This is a genomic window from Streptosporangium sp. NPDC002544 (genome assembly GCF_040295965.1).
Taxonomy (GTDB): Bacteria; Actinomycetota; Actinomycetes; order Streptosporangiales; family Streptosporangiaceae; genus Streptosporangium.
In genome coordinates this window covers 26,453-44,050 of sequence record NZ_JBEOWJ010000040.1, presented here as the reverse complement: position 1 = coordinate 44,050, position 17,598 = coordinate 26,453, and the positions used below count along the sequence as shown (strand labels likewise).

General features: G+C 70.6%; 12 protein-coding genes. 3 read left to right on the top strand and 9 right to left on the bottom strand.

Translation table 11 applies throughout. The features are described 5' to 3' along the window. Positions 1-172 precede the first annotated feature (172 nt). Positions 173-1,084, bottom strand: a complete 912-nt coding sequence (locus tag ABT061_RS40995; RefSeq protein ID WP_350928431.1) for an aminoglycoside phosphotransferase family protein — start codon at positions 1,082-1,084, stop codon at positions 173-175. A 1,270-nt stretch (positions 1,085-2,354) separates the two neighbouring features. Here ABT061_RS40995 and ABT061_RS40990 point away from each other — a divergent pair. Together ABT061_RS40990 and ABT061_RS40985 are read left to right on the top strand one after the other, a co-directional pair. Next, complete coding sequence (locus tag ABT061_RS40990) at positions 2,355-3,254, top strand: GAF domain-containing protein (protein ID WP_350928429.1); 900 nt, start codon at positions 2,355-2,357, stop codon at positions 3,252-3,254. Further along, positions 3,251-4,585, top strand: coding sequence for an ATP-binding protein (locus tag ABT061_RS40985; RefSeq protein WP_350928427.1), 1,335 nt, complete (start codon positions 3,251-3,253; stop codon positions 4,583-4,585). The genes ABT061_RS40990 and ABT061_RS40985 overlap by 4 nt, the downstream gene beginning before the upstream one ends. Here the strand turns inward: ABT061_RS40985 and ABT061_RS40980 are convergent. The 7 genes from ABT061_RS40980 to ABT061_RS40950 form a co-directional block, all read right to left on the bottom strand. After that, positions 4,566-5,501 carry a hydroxymethylglutaryl-CoA lyase gene (locus ABT061_RS40980; protein ID WP_350928425.1) on the bottom strand — a complete coding sequence of 312 codons (936 nt, stop codon included), beginning with the start codon at positions 5,499-5,501 and terminating at the stop codon, positions 4,566-4,568. The genes ABT061_RS40985 and ABT061_RS40980 overlap by 20 nt on opposite strands. Continuing rightward, positions 5,498-6,280 (bottom strand): enoyl-CoA hydratase/isomerase family protein, encoded by a 783-nt coding sequence (locus ABT061_RS40975; RefSeq protein WP_350928423.1) that lies wholly within the window; start codon positions 6,278-6,280, stop codon positions 5,498-5,500. Before ABT061_RS40975 ends, ABT061_RS40980 begins: the two co-directional genes overlap by 4 nt. Beyond that, positions 6,281-7,531 carry a CaiB/BaiF CoA transferase family protein gene (locus ABT061_RS40970; RefSeq protein WP_350928421.1) on the bottom strand — a complete coding sequence of 417 codons (1,251 nt, stop codon included), beginning with the start codon at positions 7,529-7,531 and terminating at the stop codon, positions 6,281-6,283. After that, a complete protein-coding gene (locus ABT061_RS40965; RefSeq protein WP_350928419.1) occupies positions 7,528-9,693 on the bottom strand; it encodes a hydantoinase B/oxoprolinase family protein in 2,166 nt (721 codons plus the stop codon). The genes ABT061_RS40970 and ABT061_RS40965 overlap by 4 nt, the downstream gene beginning before the upstream one ends. Positions 9,694-9,708: 15 nt before the next feature. Beyond that, positions 9,709-11,778 (bottom strand): hydantoinase/oxoprolinase family protein, encoded by a 2,070-nt coding sequence (locus ABT061_RS40960; protein WP_350928417.1) that lies wholly within the window; start codon positions 11,776-11,778, stop codon positions 9,709-9,711. A 6-nt stretch (positions 11,779-11,784) separates the two neighbouring features. After that, positions 11,785-13,077, bottom strand: a complete 1,293-nt coding sequence (locus ABT061_RS40955; protein WP_350928415.1) for a hydroxymethylglutaryl-CoA reductase, degradative — start codon at positions 13,075-13,077, stop codon at positions 11,785-11,787. Between the two features lie 146 nt (positions 13,078-13,223). Beyond that, positions 13,224-15,143 carry a helix-turn-helix domain-containing protein gene (locus tag ABT061_RS40950; protein WP_350928413.1) on the bottom strand — a complete coding sequence of 640 codons (1,920 nt, stop codon included), beginning with the start codon at positions 15,141-15,143 and terminating at the stop codon, positions 13,224-13,226. A 662-nt stretch (positions 15,144-15,805) separates the two neighbouring features. Here ABT061_RS40950 and trpS point away from each other — a divergent pair. Next, complete coding sequence (gene trpS / locus ABT061_RS40945) at positions 15,806-16,786, top strand: tryptophan--tRNA ligase (protein WP_350928411.1); 981 nt, start codon at positions 15,806-15,808, stop codon at positions 16,784-16,786. A 232-nt stretch (positions 16,787-17,018) separates the two neighbouring features. Here the strand turns inward: trpS and ABT061_RS40940 are convergent, their stop codons facing one another. After that, positions 17,019-17,597, bottom strand: a complete 579-nt coding sequence (locus ABT061_RS40940) for a TetR/AcrR family transcriptional regulator (protein ID WP_350928409.1) — start codon at positions 17,595-17,597, stop codon at positions 17,019-17,021. Position 17,598: the final 1 nt, after the last annotated feature.

The window sequence follows — 17,598 nt, the reverse complement described above, 5'->3', positions numbered from 1 at the left end:
CGCAAGGATCTTCCAGGTGGTAGTGACTGCCGGTTGCCTGTCTCGCGCGGCCGGCGGGTGTCTGCGGACGGGTTCACGTGCGGAGCCAGGTACAGGCGAACATCCAGAGCTTCAGAGCACCCACCGAGACTCTGCGACCCCGACGTGAGCTCGACCGCTGGTCCCGGTGGAGTCAGCCGGCACGATCATGGTCAGCCAGGACTTCATCGATGACGCGGCGGTTGCCCGCGGCTTTCCTCTCGTCCCTGTCGATGGTCTCGACCAGGCTGATCAGGGCCTTCCACAGGGCCCAGCCGCGAGCCCGCGCCCACATGGCGGGATCCTGACCGACAGCGCCGCGGAAGGCCTCCCGGCTGTCGCCCGAGAACATCGTCCACGCGATCACCAGATCGCAGGCGGGATCGCCGACTCCTGATGTCCCGAAGTCGATGACGGCGGCCAGCCTCCCGTTCCTGACCAGCAGGTTGCCGCTCGCAACGTCGCCGTGGAACCACACCGGCGGCCCGGACCAGGCCGCCTTGAGGGCGGCGTCCCACACAGCCGATGCCCGGGTGGTGTCGATGCGGCCGTCCAACACGGCGAGGGAGCGGCGTGTCTCATCGTCGTAGTAAGCCGGTGACGCACCCCGATAGAAGCTGTGCGCACCCGCCGCCGGCCCGCCCGTCGCGTCGACGCGCTGCAGGGCAAGAATGAAGTCGGCAACCGAGGTCGCGAACTCGGGCAGGTCGCCGATGCGGTCAAGGCTCGCGGTCTCGCCGTCCAGCCAGCCTCGGATCGACCAGCTGAACAGGTACCCCTCGCCCGGAGCCCCCTTCGCCAGAGGCGCGGGAATGGCGACCGGCAACGACGGCGCGAGAATCGGCAGCCAGCGATGTTCCTTGTCGACCGCCGGGGCATAGCCGGCGGCAGTGGGAAGACGCGCCGTCATCTCGTCACCGAGACGGTAGGTGCGGTTGTCCCACCCGTCCCTCTCGACCGGGGTCACGGGAAGGGCGCCCCACTGCGGGAACTGGGTCGCGACCAGTCGCTTCACCAGCCCCGCATCGATGCCGGCGCGCCCATCGATGTGCAGGCTCTCGACCATCCCGAGAGTGTGTCGGCCGTTCCCTCTGCCGCGCAAAGGGTTTTCGGCGTCCATCGAACGTGGACGCCGTCACCTGCTCGGGGGCTGAACATCTGCCCGGCCAAGCCCGCGCCGATGCGCCGGCGTTGACGGCACTCGGCTTCGGCTGCGGCCTGACCTCCGGCGAACCGGCGGACTCGAACGCGCAAGATATGTGATCTCAGGGTATGAGGTTCGCCGGCACAGCGAGCGAAGAGCAGGGGGCTCCTCGCTCAGATATCAGCGCCTTTCGGTAAAGCCAGAATCGAGGATGCCCTGTCCGCCGTACACGGGCCTATTGGGGCAGTATGCCGTCGAATACGAACTGGACGGCATGTATACCCAGTTGCCGAGCGCCGAGGTTAAGGTGCCGTCGGGATAATCACAGAAAGCGACCGCCCGATAGGAACCCGTCCCCGCATGGCAGACCGAGATGTAGGCGGTCCGCGAGGCGGCCCCTCCAGAACAATTGGTCGGAATAGCATGGGCAGGAGCGGCCGTGAATGTGGTTGCAGCGATCCCCGCCGCGCAGGCCAGTGAGAGAGACGCGATTCGTAGACGCATTGCTTTCCTTTCCCTGGTGAGGGGTCTACCGTCCAACAGCAACGGTGATGATGTCGCGATGCCCGGTCGGCGACCAACGGGTCTTTCACCTGGGTCCATTCCGGGCCGCGCGAAACCTAGATAAGAATCATCGATTAGCTGGGATCTTGGGAACCTATAAGATTCCAGGGTGCCGCCGGCTCCTCGACGACACCTTTGCGGAGGCGGTAGAACTCTTCGGCGTCGATGCGGTGGGAGCCGGCCCACTTGTGGAGCAGGGAAATCGGACCGCTGGGCATGGTGCCGGCGTATGGGCCGGACCGATCATGCGCACACCTCTCCGGTCCACCTGCGCACCGGCGAGGAGTACGCCAGGTCCGACGCGGCCACGATCGATCACATGCTCGACCTCATCGCAGGCTCCCCGGACCACATCGGCGAGCATCGACGAGCGCGGCCGACGCCTGTGGCCCGGCCAGGTCGGCCATCGGCACGGGCAGGAGGATCACCTGGCCCTCCTGCGGGCGCACGAACTGCCACGCGAGAGCAAGGCCACCGTCCGAGGGTGCGCGGGCATGACGGCCGCTGCCGGGGAAGGCCAGGACCTGGCATTTCTTTGCCGGGACATGAGATTCGAGATGCGGTTCCTCCGTATTCTGGGCGGAAGGTGGACAAAGCTCACCGTGGGGAAGTCTTTGGAGTGAGCCGGATGGCAGAGGGCTGGGACGACGGGGGAGGGCCCGACGAGAAGCTCGTGGAGCGGTTCCTGGATGGGAAGCTCACGGGGAATGACGTACGCGCCGCGACCCTGTATTCGTGGCGGCGGTGCCAGGAGGCGGGACTCACGCCCAGCACCGTGCAGCCGCGCCTGCTCGGTGATCTTGATTTCGACTGCGGAGTGGTGCGCGCGGCACGGCCCGTGTTCGAGCGACTGCGTACCGTCGTCGAGGGCACCCCGGTGAGCATGTTCCTGGGCGATGCGAGTGGGGTCATGTTCCTGCGCAACGAGGGCGAACCGGCCCTGCGCCGGACTCTGGACGCGGTCGGCGCCGCGCCCGGGTTCCGCTTCGCCGAGGCGGACATGGGCACCAACGCCTTCGGCTCGGCGCTGGTGGAACGGCGAATCTGCCAGGTCATCGGCAATGAGCACTTCGCGGAGGAACTGCGCGGGCTCACCGGCGTGGGCGTCCCGATACGCCACCCGCTCAGCGGACGGGTGAACGGGGTCATCAGCGTCGTCGGCCCGAACGACACGGCCAACGCGGAGATGATGGTCCTGGCCCGGCGATCGGCCGCCGCCGTCGAGCGGCGATTGTTCGAAATGGCGGCCGAACACGAGCGGGCCCTGACAGAGGAGTTCCTCCGGACGCCAGATGGAGGCGTCGCGACGGCTTCCACGCCCCCGGACCTGTGCCGCCTTGATCGGCTCACCCTGGAGGACGCCGCCGTGCGGCTGGTCGCGCAGGGCCGGGCGGCAGTGGTGAAGACGGCCCTCTCGGACGGCCGCACCGCCACGCTCGTGGCCCAGCCGATCATCGGTTCCACCGCCATCGCGGTGAAGGCGTGGCTCGCCGACGGCCAGGAGGCCCGGCCGAACGGGGGAAGGTGACCGGACCCGAGGGGTGGCTGCTCGCCGTGAGCGAGCCGGGCATCGGCCGGCTCGCCCTGCGGGCGCGCGAGCGACTCAGCCTGCTGTGCGACGCGGGCTCCCGCATCGGCACCACCCTGGAGGTCACCCGGACCGCCGAGGAACTGGCCCAGGTAGCCGTCCCCCGGTTCGCCGACTACGTCGCCGTCGATCTGACCGACTGCGTCCTGCGGGGCGACGAGCCCGGCAGCATGGACGCGGGGCAGCGCCGGGTCGCCCTCGTGGGCATCAGCGAGGGGACCGATCTGCACCCGCTTGGCTCGCTCATCCACCCGCTCCCGTCCACGCCGCAGGGGCGCAGCCTCGCCACCGGGCAGCCGGTGCTCGGCCCGGTGTTGTCCACCACCTTCGGGTGGCTGGCACAGGATCCCGAGCGCTGCCGGAGAATCTGTGAGCAGGGCGTCCACTCGCTCATCGCGGCGCCGATGCGGGCCCGGGGCGTCACGCTCGGGGTGGTGAGCTTCTATCGCGCCACGGGCAAGGACGCGTTCGAGGATGACGACCTCGCCCTGGTCGAGGAACTGGTCGGCCGCGCCGCGGTGTGCGTCGACAACGCCCGCCGCTACACCCGCGAGCACGCGATATCCGCGGAGCTGGAGCGCGTCACCGCGTCGTTGCAGCAGGCGCTCGACCGCCAGCGACGCTTCACCACCGACGCCTCGCACGAACTGCGCACTCCGCTGGCCGGGCTACGGGTCAAGTTGGAGGAGGCGCAACTTCACCCCGACGAGACCGACCTCGCCGACCTGATGGAACACACCCTGGAGGATGTGGACCGGCTGCAGGCCATCATCAGCGACCTCCTCTTGCTGGCCCGGATCGGAGCGACACCGCCCGCCGCCCTGGAGCCCGTCGACCTGGCCGTACTGGTCGAGGCCGGAACCGCGCGCCGCGCCGGCGATCCGCACCCGGCACGGCTCGACCTCACCGCCGGCGTGACGGCCGACGCCGTCCCGGAACAGATCCGCCGGGTGCTGGACAACCTGCTGGACAACGCGCAACGGCACGCCGCGCGCGACGTGGTGGTCACGGTGCGCCGCGCCGAAGGCATGGCCGAGCTCAGCGTCACCGACGACGGCCCGGGCGTGCCTCCAGCGGAGCGCGAGCACATCTTCCAGCGCTTCGCCCGGCTGGACACCGCCCGCAGCCGCGACCGCGGCGGCACCGGGCTCGGCCTGGCCGTCGCCCGTGACATCGCCCACGCCCACCACGGCACCCTCCACGCCGAGGACGCGCCCTCGGGCGGAGCACGCTTCGTCCTCCGTCTCCCGCTCAACCCGCGGACGGCATGAGGGCCCGGACCGTACGCGAAGGGCTCGGACGGTTCAGACGCGCGGCGAGCCAGGCGCTCGTCTCGACCAGCTTGCCCAGGTCCACGCCGGTGTCGATGCCGAGTCCGGCCAGTTGCCAGAGCAGGTCCTCGGTGGCGAGGTTGCCGGTGGCGCTCCTGGCGTAGGGGCAGCCGCCGAGGCCGCCGGCGGACGCGTCGACCGTGGTGACCCCGCGGCCGAGCGCGACGAGGGTGTTCGCCAGGGCCTGGCCGTAGGTGTCGTGGAAGTGCACGCCGATCCGTCCGACCGGCACCCCGGCGCCCACCAGGGCGTCGAGCAGCGCGGCAACCCGGCCGGGGGTCGCGACGCCGATCGTGTCGCCGAGGCCGAGCTCGGTGCAGCCGAGCGCGAGCAGCCGCGTCGCGACCGCGACGACCTGAGGGATCGGCACCTCGCCCTCCCACGGGTCGCCGAAGCACATCGACAGGTAGCCGCGTACGCCCAGGCCCGCCTCGCGGGCGCGGGCGACCACAGGGGCGAACATCTCCAGCGACTGGGCGACGGTCCGGTTCAGGTTGGCCCTGGCGAAGGACTCGGTGGCGCTGGCGAAGACGGCGACGTCGGTGAGCCCGAGGCCGATCGCCCGGTCCAGGCCGCGTTCGTTCGGGACGAGCACCGGGTAGCGCACGCCATCGCGCCGATTCAGCCGGCGCAGCACCTCTTCGGCGTCGGCGAGCTGCGGCACCCATTTCGGGTGCACCAGCGAGGTCGTCTCCACGACGGTGTGCCCGGCGTCGGCGAGCCGCTCGACGAGTTCGACCTTCACCTCGACGGGCAGGATCGCGGCCTCGTTCTGCAGGCCGTCCCGTGGCCCTACCTCCCAGATCGTTATCCGGCCGGGCAGGCTGGGCAACGGGTCGACTCCGTAGTGGTTCACCCTTGCCCCTTGCGTGAGGGGAACTCGGGTGATCGGCGGGCGGCGAAGGCCGCCAGGCCCTCGCGGGCGTCGGGCGAGGTGAACGCCCGCTGCCCGTAGCGCGCCTCGGCGTGGAACGCCTGGTGGAGCGGGAGGTCGCCCAGGCGCAGGACGGCCTCCTTGATCGTCTCGACCGCGGTGCCGGACAGCCCGCCGATCCGGCGGGCCCACGCGAGCGCCGTCGGCATCACCTCCTGCGCCGGTACGACGGCGTTGAGCAGGCCCAGTCGCAGCGCTTCGGCGGCCGGGACGCGCTCGCCGAGCAGCAGCAACCGCATGGCCCAGGCGTACGGGATCTGCCGGGTCAGCCGGGCGAGTGTGCCCCCGGCCGGCACCACTCCGACGCCCGGCTCGGGAAGGCCGAACTCGGCGTCCTCGCTCGCGACCCGCAGGTCGGTGGAGAGCATGATCTCGAACCCGCCGCCCAGGCACAGGCCGTTGACGGCGGCGATCACCGGCTTGAACAGGTTGGTGTGCTTCTGGTGCGCGCCGTCCCAGCGGGAGATGTCGAACCGCCCCTCGGCCAGCGCGGGGATCGACTCGCCCAGGTCCGCGCCGACGCAGAACGCGCGTTCGCCCTCACCGGTGAGGACGGCCGCGGCGATCGTGTCGTCGTCCCGCACCCGGGCGAAGGCGTCGGCGAGCTCGTCGTACATGGCCAGGGTCAGCGCGTTGAGCTTGGCGGGACGGGCGAAGGAGATGATGGCCGTGGACCCGTCCCGCTCGAAGCCGATGGTCAATCAGATCACCCCCGCGGCGCGGAGTTCGGCGATCCGCTGCGGTGAGAGGTCCAGCAGGCCCCGCAGTACGGCGTCGGTGTGCTCGCCGGGGCACGGGGCGAGCGTACGCGGCCGGGCGGGGGTGACGTCGAGCTTGATCGGCTGGCCGAACATCCGCAACGGCCCGAAGTCCGGGTACTCGACGTCGACGATCATGTCGCGCGCGGCGATCTGCGGATCGTCCACCACTTCCGCGATGGTCTTGACCGCGCTCAGCGGCACCTGGTCGCCGGCCAGTTCTTCGAGTTCGGCGCGGGTGCGTGGCGCGAACCAGTCGAACAGCAGCGGACGAATCCGGTGGGAGTAGACACCGGGGTCGAACCGCTTGGCCATGGTGTCGATCTCCGGGTCACCGGCGAGTTCGGGACGGTCGAACATCGTGCAGGTCAGCCGCCAGAACTTGTCGGTGTAGCCACCGAAGAAGACGTACCCGTCCTTGCACGGGTACAGCTCGTACGGGCGTACGAACGGGTGCTGGTTGCCCAGCGGCCTGGGCACCTCGCCGTCCACCGTGTACGACACGACCGCGTTCTCGGTCAGCGACAGCACCGAGTCCTGTTGCGACACGTCGACGAGCTGGCCCTCACCGGTGCGTTCGGCGTGCCGCAAGGCGGCCAGGGTGCCGATGACGGCGTACAGGGTGGCCGACAGGTCACCGATGATCGTGCCGACCCGGACCGGGGGCCGGTCGGCGTAGCCGTTCATCGACCACAGGCCGCCGGTGGCCTGCGCGGAGTTGTCGTAGGCCGGCCTGCTCCGGTACGGCCCGGTCTGGCCGAAGCCGGAGATGGCGGTGTAGACCAGGCGGGGGTTCTCCGCGCGCAGGACGGCGGGCCCGACGCCGAGCCTGTCCATGGTGCCCGGCCGGAAGTTCTCCACCAGCACGTCGGCCCGGCGCACGAGCTGCTTGAGCAGGTCTCGCCCGTCGGGCGTCGCCAGGTCAAGGGTGAGCCCGAGCTTGCCGCGGTTGTACTGCGCGAAGAACGCGCTGAACGTGCTCCCGTCGGCGGCCGGCAGATGAGGGGGGAAGTCGCGGGCGTAGTCCGGTTCGGTCGGCCGCTCGACCTTGATCACCGTCGCGCCGAGGTCGGCGAGGATCATCGAGCAGAACGGGCCCGCGACCACCCGGGTGATGTCCAGCACCACGACTCCGGCGAGAGGCCCGCGCTCCGCCGGGGCGGGGTCGCCGCCGTCCCAGGTCTCGGCGGTCATCGGGCGTACACCTCCTCCGGCGCGGCCACGCGCACTCTGGTCTCCAGCAAGGTGCCGCAGGCCGGGCTGACGAACTCGTCCAGCAGGACGGCTGGCTCTCCGGACCGGGGCCGGATCCGCACGCCGAGTTCGGCGAGGCGTTCGGCGGCGGGACGGGTCCGGATCACGGCGTCGTCGTGCCAGTCGTCGGCGGTGCCGATCGGGGCCCCGCTGGCCGGGCAGTACCAGTGGCCGTCCTGCCCCCGGGCCGGGACGGAGGCTCCGGCGACACCGATCATCGTGTCCCGGACCGCCGCCTCGGGGGGTATGCCGCCCAGCCGTTCCGCGCGGAGCGCGGCCCTGCGCCCGGCGGTCGCGGCGAGGTCGGCATGGTCGCCGTCGAGCACCACGCCGTAAACACGCTCGGCCACGGCCGCGGTCACGTAGCCGTCGCCGACGTCCTGCGCGACCCGCGCCGGGTCGCGCAGCAGGGGGTCGCCGTAACCGCCTCCTCCGGCGATCCACTGGACGAAGACGTCGCCGCGCCGGACGGTGAGGTCGTACTGGTTGATGTCCAGCAACTGCCTGGTGGCCGCGGAGAGGCTCTCCTCGGTGGGGACGGCGCCGCCGGACATGAGCCGCCACACGTCGGTGTCGCGGTACAGAAGGTGGCCGCTGCCGCCGCCGGGCAGGCCGCCCCCGTAGCCGTCGGCGGGCACCTGGGCGCTGGGCGCGAACACGGTCTGCGTCACCTCGCTCGCGCCGTGCAGTGTCCAGGCGAATTCTTGGCCGAGGCCGCCCCGGTGCGCGCCGTGGCCCGCACTGGCGGGAGAGAGCCGCTTCCACAGGTAGAGCACCGGGTAGAGCATCTCGTTCATCTCCACGTCCGGCAGCATGTTGTTCATCTGCGTCATCATTCCGGCGCAGTCGAGGCCGTCGGCCTCGGGCTGGGCGCCGGCCCCCATGCCGCCGCCGTCCATGTTGAACAGCACGAAGTACTCGCCGTTGTCACGGGTTCCGGCCGAGATCCCGCCCGTCCAGGAGTCGGCCCAGACGCCCTGCGTACGCTCCCGGAGCACGGGGTCGTCACTGGCCCGGCACGACTCGTTGAACAACTTGGTGATCAGTCTGCTCACCCGGGCCCCGGTGGTGAGGTGGCCGTTGCTGATCGGCGCCGGCGGGCGCGGGTTGACGATGCTCCCCGGCTCGGCGACCACCTCGAAGGCCGTCATGACGCCCTCGTTGAACGGCACGTCCCACGCCAGGATCGGCACGATGGCGGTGGCGACGCTGCCCACCAGGGCCCCGTAGCTGCAGTTGACGAACCCGTCGGTCTGCGGGCTGGACCCCGTGAAGTCCAGCGTGGCCTGGCCGCCGCGCTTGGTCAGCCTGCACCGGACCCGGTAGAGATCGTCGGCGTGCCCGTTGTGCTCGGTCCACTCCTCCGCCTCCCACACGCCGTCGGGCAGCCGGGCCAGCCGGTCGCGCACGACCTGCTCGGCGATCTCGAAGTTGCGCCGCGTGTACGACCGGAAGCGGTCGAACCCGAACTCGGCGATCGTGGCGAGCAACCGGCGGATGCCGGTGTTGTTGCTCGCGACGAGGCTGCGCACGTCGTTCCAGTACGGCACGGGGACACGGACGTTGTTGAGCAGGATCCGCCGGACCCACTCGACCGGCTCGCCCCGCTCGAAGACCTTGACCCCGGGCGGCAGCCGCAGGGCCTCGCTGTAGCAGTCGTACGCGCCGGGCGCGAAGCCGCCGGGGGTCATGCCCCCGACGTCGAGCAGATGCGCCTGCGACTGCGCCCAGCCGATCAGCTCCGCGCCGTGGAAGATCGGGGAGATCACGTTGGTGTCGGGCGGGTGGCTCGCCCCCGCGGTGTGCGGGTCGTTGCAGATGAAAGCGTCGCCCGGATACAACGGCTCGCCCCGGATGGCCTCGACGAGGTTGCGGACTGCGACGCTGCCCGACCCGATGTGGAACTGCACGTAGTCCGAGTACGCGTAGATGCGTCCCTCGGGATCGAACAGCGCGGTGTTGAAGTCACCGGCCTCGGTGATGACGGGCGATCCGGAGGACCGGATCATCGCGATGCCCATCTCCTCGACGATCGAGTCGAGGCGCATCCTGATCACTTCCAGCGTGACCGGGTCGAAGTCGTCGGACGTCGGTGAGCTCACGGGGGTCTCCTTCGATCAGGCGGCGTCGCCGGCGCCGGCGTGGTTCAGGCGGATGAGGAAGTGCCCACCGTCGATGACCTCGACCGCCGCGGCCGGCGGCACGTAGACGGTGGTGTCGGGTTCCTCGATCAGACACGGGCCCTCGGCCTTGCCGAGCGCACCGAACCCCCGGTGCACCTCGACGTGGCGGCGGTGGCCGGACAGCGGCTCGACGACCTCCCGCGTGGTGACGGTGTGCCGCTCCTGGCCGGGGGTCTCGGTCACGGTCTGCGTATCGGTGCGGCCGACCGCCCGTACCCGCGAGTTGACCAGCAGCACCTCGGCCTCGGTCCACGCGGTGCCGGTGCCGAACTCGGCCTCGTAGTCCGCCACGAACCGGCGGCGCAGCGTCTCCTTGTCGCCCTCCCGGAACGGCTCCTCGGGCAGGCGCGTGGTCACCTCGAAGATCTGGCCGACGAACTTCATGTCGGCCTCGCGGAAGACCGCGCGGCGGTCCTGGGGGATGCCCTCGGCGTCGAACCAGTCGCGCGCCCGCTGTTCCAGGGCGGCGAACTCCCTCTCCAGCGCCTCGGCCGGCTGCTCCATCGTCCACGGGCTGGTCTGGACCGCGGAGAAGACCGAGTCGGCGTGCATGAGCCCGTACGCCGAGAACACGGCGGCGTTGCGTGGAATGATCACCTCGCCCACTCCCGTATCGGCGGCGATCGCGGCGGCGAACAGTCCGCAGGCGCCGCCGAAGCCGACCAGGGTGAACTCACGGGGATCGTGCCCGCGATTGACGGTGATCTTGCGTAGCGCGTTGGCCATCTGCGAGGTCGCCAGCCGGTACATGCCGTGCGCGGCGGCGTCCTCGGACAACCCGAGCGGGTCGGCGAGGTGCCGCCGGATCGCCTCGCGCGCCTTGCCCGGCGACAGGGTGACCGTCCCGCCCAGGTAGTACTCGGGGTTGATCAGCCCCATGACCAGCGCGGCGTCGGTCACGGCCGGACGCTCGCCGCCCTTGTCGTAGCAGGCGGGCCCGGGCACGGAACCGGCGCTGTGCGGGCCGACGCGCAGCACCCCGCGACCGTCGATCCAGCCCAGGCTGCCGCCCCCGGCGCCGATGGTCTCGATGTCCACCGCGGTGAGGCTGGTGGGCAGCCCGCCGATCTCGGCCCGCGGCAGCACCCGCAGCTCGTCGTCGATGATCGCGGCGGCGTCCAGGCTGGTACCGCCCATGTCGGCGGTGAGCACCCGGCGCCGGCCCAGCCGCATGCCGAGCAGGCGCGCGCCGGTCACCCCGCCGACCGGGCCGGAGTTGAACATCGAGATCGGTGCCCGCGCGGTCTCCTCGACCGAGAGGAACCCGCCGTGGACCTGCATGATCTGCACCCTGGTGCGCAACCCCTTGGCGGCCAGGGCGTCGGCGAGCTGCTGGAAGTGGGTCGCGACGATCGGCTTGACCGCCGCGTCCAGCGCCGTCGTCACCATGCGCTCGTACTCCCGGTACACCGGGGTGAGCGCGCTGGACAGCGAGTACGGCACGTCCGGGTGGTGCTCGCGCAGGTAGCCGGCGATCGCCCGTTCGTGCGCGTCGTTGCGGAAGGACCACAGCAGGCACACCGCGATCGACTCGGCGCCGCCCGCCAGCACCTGTTCCACACTCGTACGCACGGCGCCGGGCGACAGCGGCACCAGCACGGTGCCGTGCGCGTCGACGCGTTCGGGCACCTCGACGATCAGACGCCGGTCCACGATGTCCGGCGGCGGCGCCAGCTTGTGCGAGTCGCGCTCATCGGTACGCGCGGAGCGGGCGATCCGCAGCGTGTCCCGGAAGCCCTGGGTGGTCAGCAGCCCCACCCGGGCGTACTTCTGCTCGTCCACCGCGTTGGTGACGATGGTGTTGCCGAGCACGAACCGGTCGATCGCCGGGTAGAACTCCGCCTCGCTCAGCCCGACCTGCTCGCGCAGGATGCTCAGCGCGGCGAGGATGCCGGTGGTCACGTCCGGCGTCGAGAACGCCTTGCCGCGCACGGCGCGGCCGTCGGCGATGGCGACGGCGTCGGTGAAGGTGCCCCCGACATCGATGCCCACGTCCAAAATCATGGCTGCTCAGTCTCCTTCGGCTGCACCGGCTCCGGCGCGGAGCTCGGCCAGGATCTGCTCGGCACGGTCGGCGCGTACCGCCTTGGCGGCGAGCATGCGCGCGACCACCGTGGGGATCTCCTCGGGGCTCGCGCCCGCGGTCACCGCCACGTTGCGCGCGTGCAGTGACATGTGTCCTCGCTGGATGCCCTCGGTGGCCAGGGCCCGCAGCGCGGCGAGGTTCTGCGCGAGCCCGACCGCGGCGACGATGCCGGCCAGCTCGCTCGCGGTCCGCACCCCCAGCAACCGCACCGCCGCGCGCGCCACCGGGTGCACCTTCGTGGCCCCGCCGACCAGGCCGACCGGCATGGGCAGTTCCAGGGAGCCGGACAGGTTGCCCTCGGCGTCGCGCTCGAAGTGGGACAGGGAGGTGTAGCGGCCATCCGGGGCGACCGCGTGGGAGTGCGCGCCCGCCTCGACCGCGCGGGTGTCGTTGCCCGTCGCCAGCACCACGGCGGTGACGCCGTTCATGATGCCCTTGTTGTGGGTCGCCGCCCGGTACGGATCGGCCTCGGCCAGCGCCGCCGCGTGCACGATGTCCCGCACCACCTGCGAGCCCCCGAGGGCCTCGGCGTCGAAGACGGCGCGTGCCCTGGCCAGGCGCAGGTCCGCCTTGTTGGTCAGGATCCGCAGCAGGGTGCGGCCCCCGGCGATCTCCCCCACCCTGGTCGCCACGGCCTCCGCCATCGTGTTCACCGCGTTGGCGCCCATCGCGTCCCGCACGTCGACCACGAGGTGAAGCACGACGTAGACGTCCTCGCCCGACGGCACGAGCCGTACGGTGATGTCCCGTACGCCGCCGCCGAACTCCACCAGGCGCGGGTCCTGCGCGTTCGCCAGCTCGGCGAGCTCGCCGCGCGCCTCCAGCAGTCGCAGCCGCGCCGCGTGGGGATCGGCCGCGCCCAGCACCTGCACCTGCGCCTGCATGATCGGCGCCGAGCACGTCGTGGCGAAGCCACCGTGCAGGCGGGCGATGCGCGCGGCGTTGCTCGCCGCGGCGACCACCGACGGCTCCTCCGTCGCCATCGGCACCAGGACGTCGGATCCGTTGACTCTGAAGTTCGTGGCCACGCCCACCGGCACCCCGAGGACCCCGACGACGTTCTCGATCATGTGGTCGGCCTGGTCCAGGGTGAGCCCGGCGGCCGGATCGAGTACGTCGAGCGCGCCGGGATCGAGCCCCGCGCTCTTCGCGGCGAGGGCCCGCCGCTCCCCGGGCGACAGGTCGCGCAACCCCGCCAGCCGGCTGTGAATACCCACGATGCCTCCCGCATACCGCCGAAACAGGCTGATAATCGAGCCGAAACGCAAACGGCCTGTGCGGAAGGTTAGGTCCGACCGGAACGCCGCGCCCATGGGTGAATCACACGGCGTTGAAGCCGTTGCCATGTGTGAATCGACGTAGATCACAGACCAGTCGCGAGGGCGTGCATACGTACGGCCACGGTGACGCGAAAGAACGGCTCCGGCTCGCGCCACGCGGGGCCGAGCAGCAGGGTGATCCTGTCCAGGCGCTGGTTGACCGTGTTGATGTGCACGTTCAGCGCTCGCGCCGCCCGCGCCGGGCTGCAGTGCGAGTCGACGTAGGTGCGCAACGTCTTCACCAGGTCGGTCGAATGATCGCGGTCCCAGCGCAGCACCGGCCCGAGCACCGCCTCGGTGAACGCGACGATCCCGTCGCGACCGGCGCCGAACAGGGCCAGGTACGGCTGGTAGGCCGCCGCGTTGACGGCCGTGTCCTGGATGCCCATGCCGTGCAGCAACTCGGCGCACTGGCGCAGCGGCTCGAACCGGGCGCCCAGCTCGCCCCAGGTGGCGACGGGTGTGTCGGCCACCACGAGCACCGGCGCCCCCGTCAGCGGGCGCACACACTCACGGACCTCGGTCGCCGCGCTGTCGGGGTCGGCCGCGTCCGTCAGCACGACCACACAGCCCGCGTGCTCACTGGCCAGCAGGCCGGGGCGCCAGGTGCCGAGCGCCTGCACGGCCGCCCTGCGCCGGTCACGCGGCACCAGCACCGCGACGACCATGCGCAGTGACTCCAGACGGACCCCGCGGGCGCGGGCCCGCAACATCAACTCCTCGCGGTGCGCGCCGTCGCCCAGCAGGATGTCGGAGATCAGTTCTCCCCGCACCCGCTCCTCGGCCTCGGCGACCGCCTCCCGCTTCAGCGCCAGCAGGGCCACGATCTGCGCCGCGCGCTCGATCGTGCGCCGCTCGACCGAGCCCAGCGCGAGATCGCCGTGGCCGACGAGGATCGCGCCGAGCAGCGTCTCGGCCGCCACCACGGCGACCACGACGGACGCCCCGTCGTCCGACGGGTCTAGGAACACGCACCGCCCCGTGGTGCGGCTGCGCTCGACCGCGGCGCGTACGTGCGCGGTCATGGGCGAGGACTCCCCCGAGGCATCGGTCCGCGCCGAGGCGAGCGGGGCCAGGTCGCGGTCGAAGATCTCCACCGACCGTCCCAGCGAGGCGGCCAGCGTCCGGGCCACCTCGTGCGCGGTGCCCCCGCGCAGCACCGCATTGGTGAGGTCCTGATGCACCGCGCTGGCGCGTTCCCTGGCCGCCATGGTGCGCGCGAGATCCTCGTTGGCCACCCGGGCCGCCTCGGCCGACGCGCGGGCCTGCGCCAGCAGGTGCACCGTCTGCAACACCACGGCCGCGTGGTCGGCGAACGCCGACAGCAGCGCGATCTCCTCGGGCGTGAACGCGTGCTCGTCGCGGTTGGCCGCGAACAGCACCCCCAGCACGCGGTCGCCCGCCGCCAGCGGCACACCGAGCAGCGACACCAGTCCCTCGGCCCGCACGGCCTCGTCGATCTCCGCGTCATGCGGGGCGTCGAGATAGTGGTCATAGTTCGTCGTCCACTGCGGGCTGCGCGTGGACACCACCTTTCCGGCCAGGCCCTTTCCCGGAGGCACCCGAAGCCGGCGGAACTCGGGCGCGAACGTGCCCAGCGTCGAGCGCACCCGCAACTCATCGGTCTCCTGGTCGAACTCCGACAGATACGTCACGTCGGTGCCCACCAGGTCATGCGCCCGGGCCACCAGGCGGTCCAGCAGCGCGTCCAGATCGCGCAGCTCGGCCAGCTCACGCGCGCTGGACAGCAGCGCGGACAGCTCCTGATCGCGCCGGCGCCACCGCGCCAGCGCCGCCCGCACCCGCCGCGTCCGCCGCAGCACGCCGGCCAGCTCGGCGCCGTCGAGCGACTCGGCGAGCGGCGCGACGGCGCTCTGCTCGTCGGCCGTCTCATCGAGCAGCAGGTCCAGCAGTCCGAGCACCGAGTCCAGGGGCACCAGCGCCCGCTGCGCGGGCAACACCATGTTCCCCAGCATATGGGCCCCGTCTCACCTGCCGGTATGGACGTGGCCGCTGCGTATATCGCCCTCATCAGGCCCTGGACCAGAGGCCGCCGGTGAACGAAGCCGGCTCGGTGATCGACCTGACCGCTCCGATTCGGCACCGACGAGCTGTCGGAGGGTTGATGAACGAGCACCGCAGAGCGGCCTATGGATCTTGCGAAACGCCAGGTTGGAGCCGGTGCGCGAGTTTTGGTGCGGCCTCAGGACCTCGGAAACGAGGAAATCCCGCCCGATCAAGCGATCGGACAGGATCTTGTCAACCATCCTTGAGCCAACCCGAGAACGGCCCCTGGTGGGGTGTTCACGAGAGCGTGTGACCTGGCGGAACGGACACGTCAGAGGATCGCTTCCCGCGTTAGTCGTGATCGTTTCCCGGACTCAGCCCGCGTAGCCGGCCTACATAAGGATCATCGCCGGCTTACCGGTGATCCTCCGCCTGTCGGATGGTATGGTCACGGTGTGCGGATGATCTTCTTGTCTCTTGGCTGGTGGCGCCCCTGACGGGCGGCACTGTTCATTCGCGTGACTGATAACGCGGCCGCCCGGTTCGGGCGGCCGTTTCGTGTGTTCGCACCTCGGTGGCCCGGCCAGGGTGGCCCCCCGACCCCGAGGGAGCCAAACCGATGCCACGACGACTCACCGGCTTCACCCCGTCCGGCGATCTGCATCTGGGCAACTACATCGGCGCGATCGCACCGATAATCGCCGAGCAGGCCACCACGGATACGGTGGTGTTCATCTCCGACCTGCACTCCCTGACTCTGGAGCATGATCCGGTCGAGGTGCGGCGGCGGACACTGGAATTCGCGACCATCCTGCTGGCGGCAGGCGCTGACCCCGACGCGTGTCTGTTCCTGGTTCAGTCGCACGTACCCGAGCACACCGAACTGCACTACCTGCTGGAGTGCACCACCGGGTACGGCGAGGCCCAGCGAATGATCCAGTTCAAGGAGAAGTCCGGCCGTCAGAACCAGGTCCGGGTGTCGCTGCTGACCTACCCGATCCTGATGGCCGCCGACATCCTGCTGTATGACACCGACGAGGTACCGGTCGGCGAGGACCAGAGCCAGCACGTGGAGTTGGCCCGCGATATCGCCCAGCGGTTCAACACCCGATACAACCCCACCTTCACCATCCCCCGAGCGGTCAATCCGCCGGTCGCCGCCCGCATCATGGACCTGGCGTCACCTGGCGACAAGATGAGCAAGTCGGCCCCCTCGACCGCGGGGGTGCTGCGACTGCTCGACGAGCCGGATGTCCTGCGGCGCAAGGTGATGCGTGCAGTCACCGACACCGACAGCGTGGTGAGCTACGATCCGGATCGCAAACCGGGGGTATCGAACCTGCTCGCCATCCTGGCCGCCTGCACCGGCGACGAGCCTCAGCGGCTGGCCGGGCGGTTCAACCGGTACGGCGAATTGAAGAAAACAGTCGCCGACACGGTAGTGGCCACCCTCGCCCCCATCCGGGACCGCTACCTGCGACTGGCCGAAGACCCGCAGCACGTCCAGGCGGTTCTGCGGGCCGGCGCCGCCCGTGCCCGTGGGTTGGCCAATGTGAAGGTACGCCAGGCCAAGGCGGCGATCGGTCTGCTACCCGGATGACTCAGCGTGCACGGGAGTTCGGCCATCCGGGTAGCTGACGGCGACCCGGACGGGAGGCCATCGTGGTGCGCCGTTGCCGGTCGGGCCGTCCAGGCTGTACACCACCCGCGTCATCACCGCGATCGTCCCCACCATGATGACGACGCCACCGCCCTTTCCACCTGTGGGAAGCGGGCGGTGGCGGCGGCACGAGCGGTCACTTCGGAGGCGGCCCGTTCAGGTCACTCACCGGTCACCCCAGCAACCCCTTGGCGATCAGCTGGGTCAGGGTTTCGATGTCCTCGTCGTCGTCGCCTCCCGGGCTCTCCGCGAGGCGGTGGTAGCAGAAGGACTCCAGCATGCAGGATATTGCGAGCGCGGCCAGCCGGGCGCTCTCCTCGCTCCTGGCCGCCGGGGTGTCAGTCTCGCGGATGTGCCGCGTCCAGTTCTCCACGTGGCGCTGGCGTAGTTCGTCGTGGATGTGGCGGAAGGTTCCGCTGGACATGGACGCCTGGAAGATACCGACGATCTCCGGCAGGTGTTCGCGATAGGTGGCCCAATACGCGCCGACGTGGCGGCGGATGTCGTCGGTCGTGGAGAGCGAGTGCTCGTGACCGAGGTGATCGACGACATGGGAGCGCAGCGCCGTTTGGAAGTCCCCGGCCAGCGAGGCGAGCAGGGTGTCCTTGTCCTCGAAATAGCGGTAGAACGAGCCCACCGCCTTCCCCGCCTCCGCGGTGATATCGGTGATCTTGATTTCGGCATAGCTCTTGCGGGTCAACAGCCGCCGCACGGCGTCCTTGAGCTCTGCCTCGGTACGCTTGGACTTCACC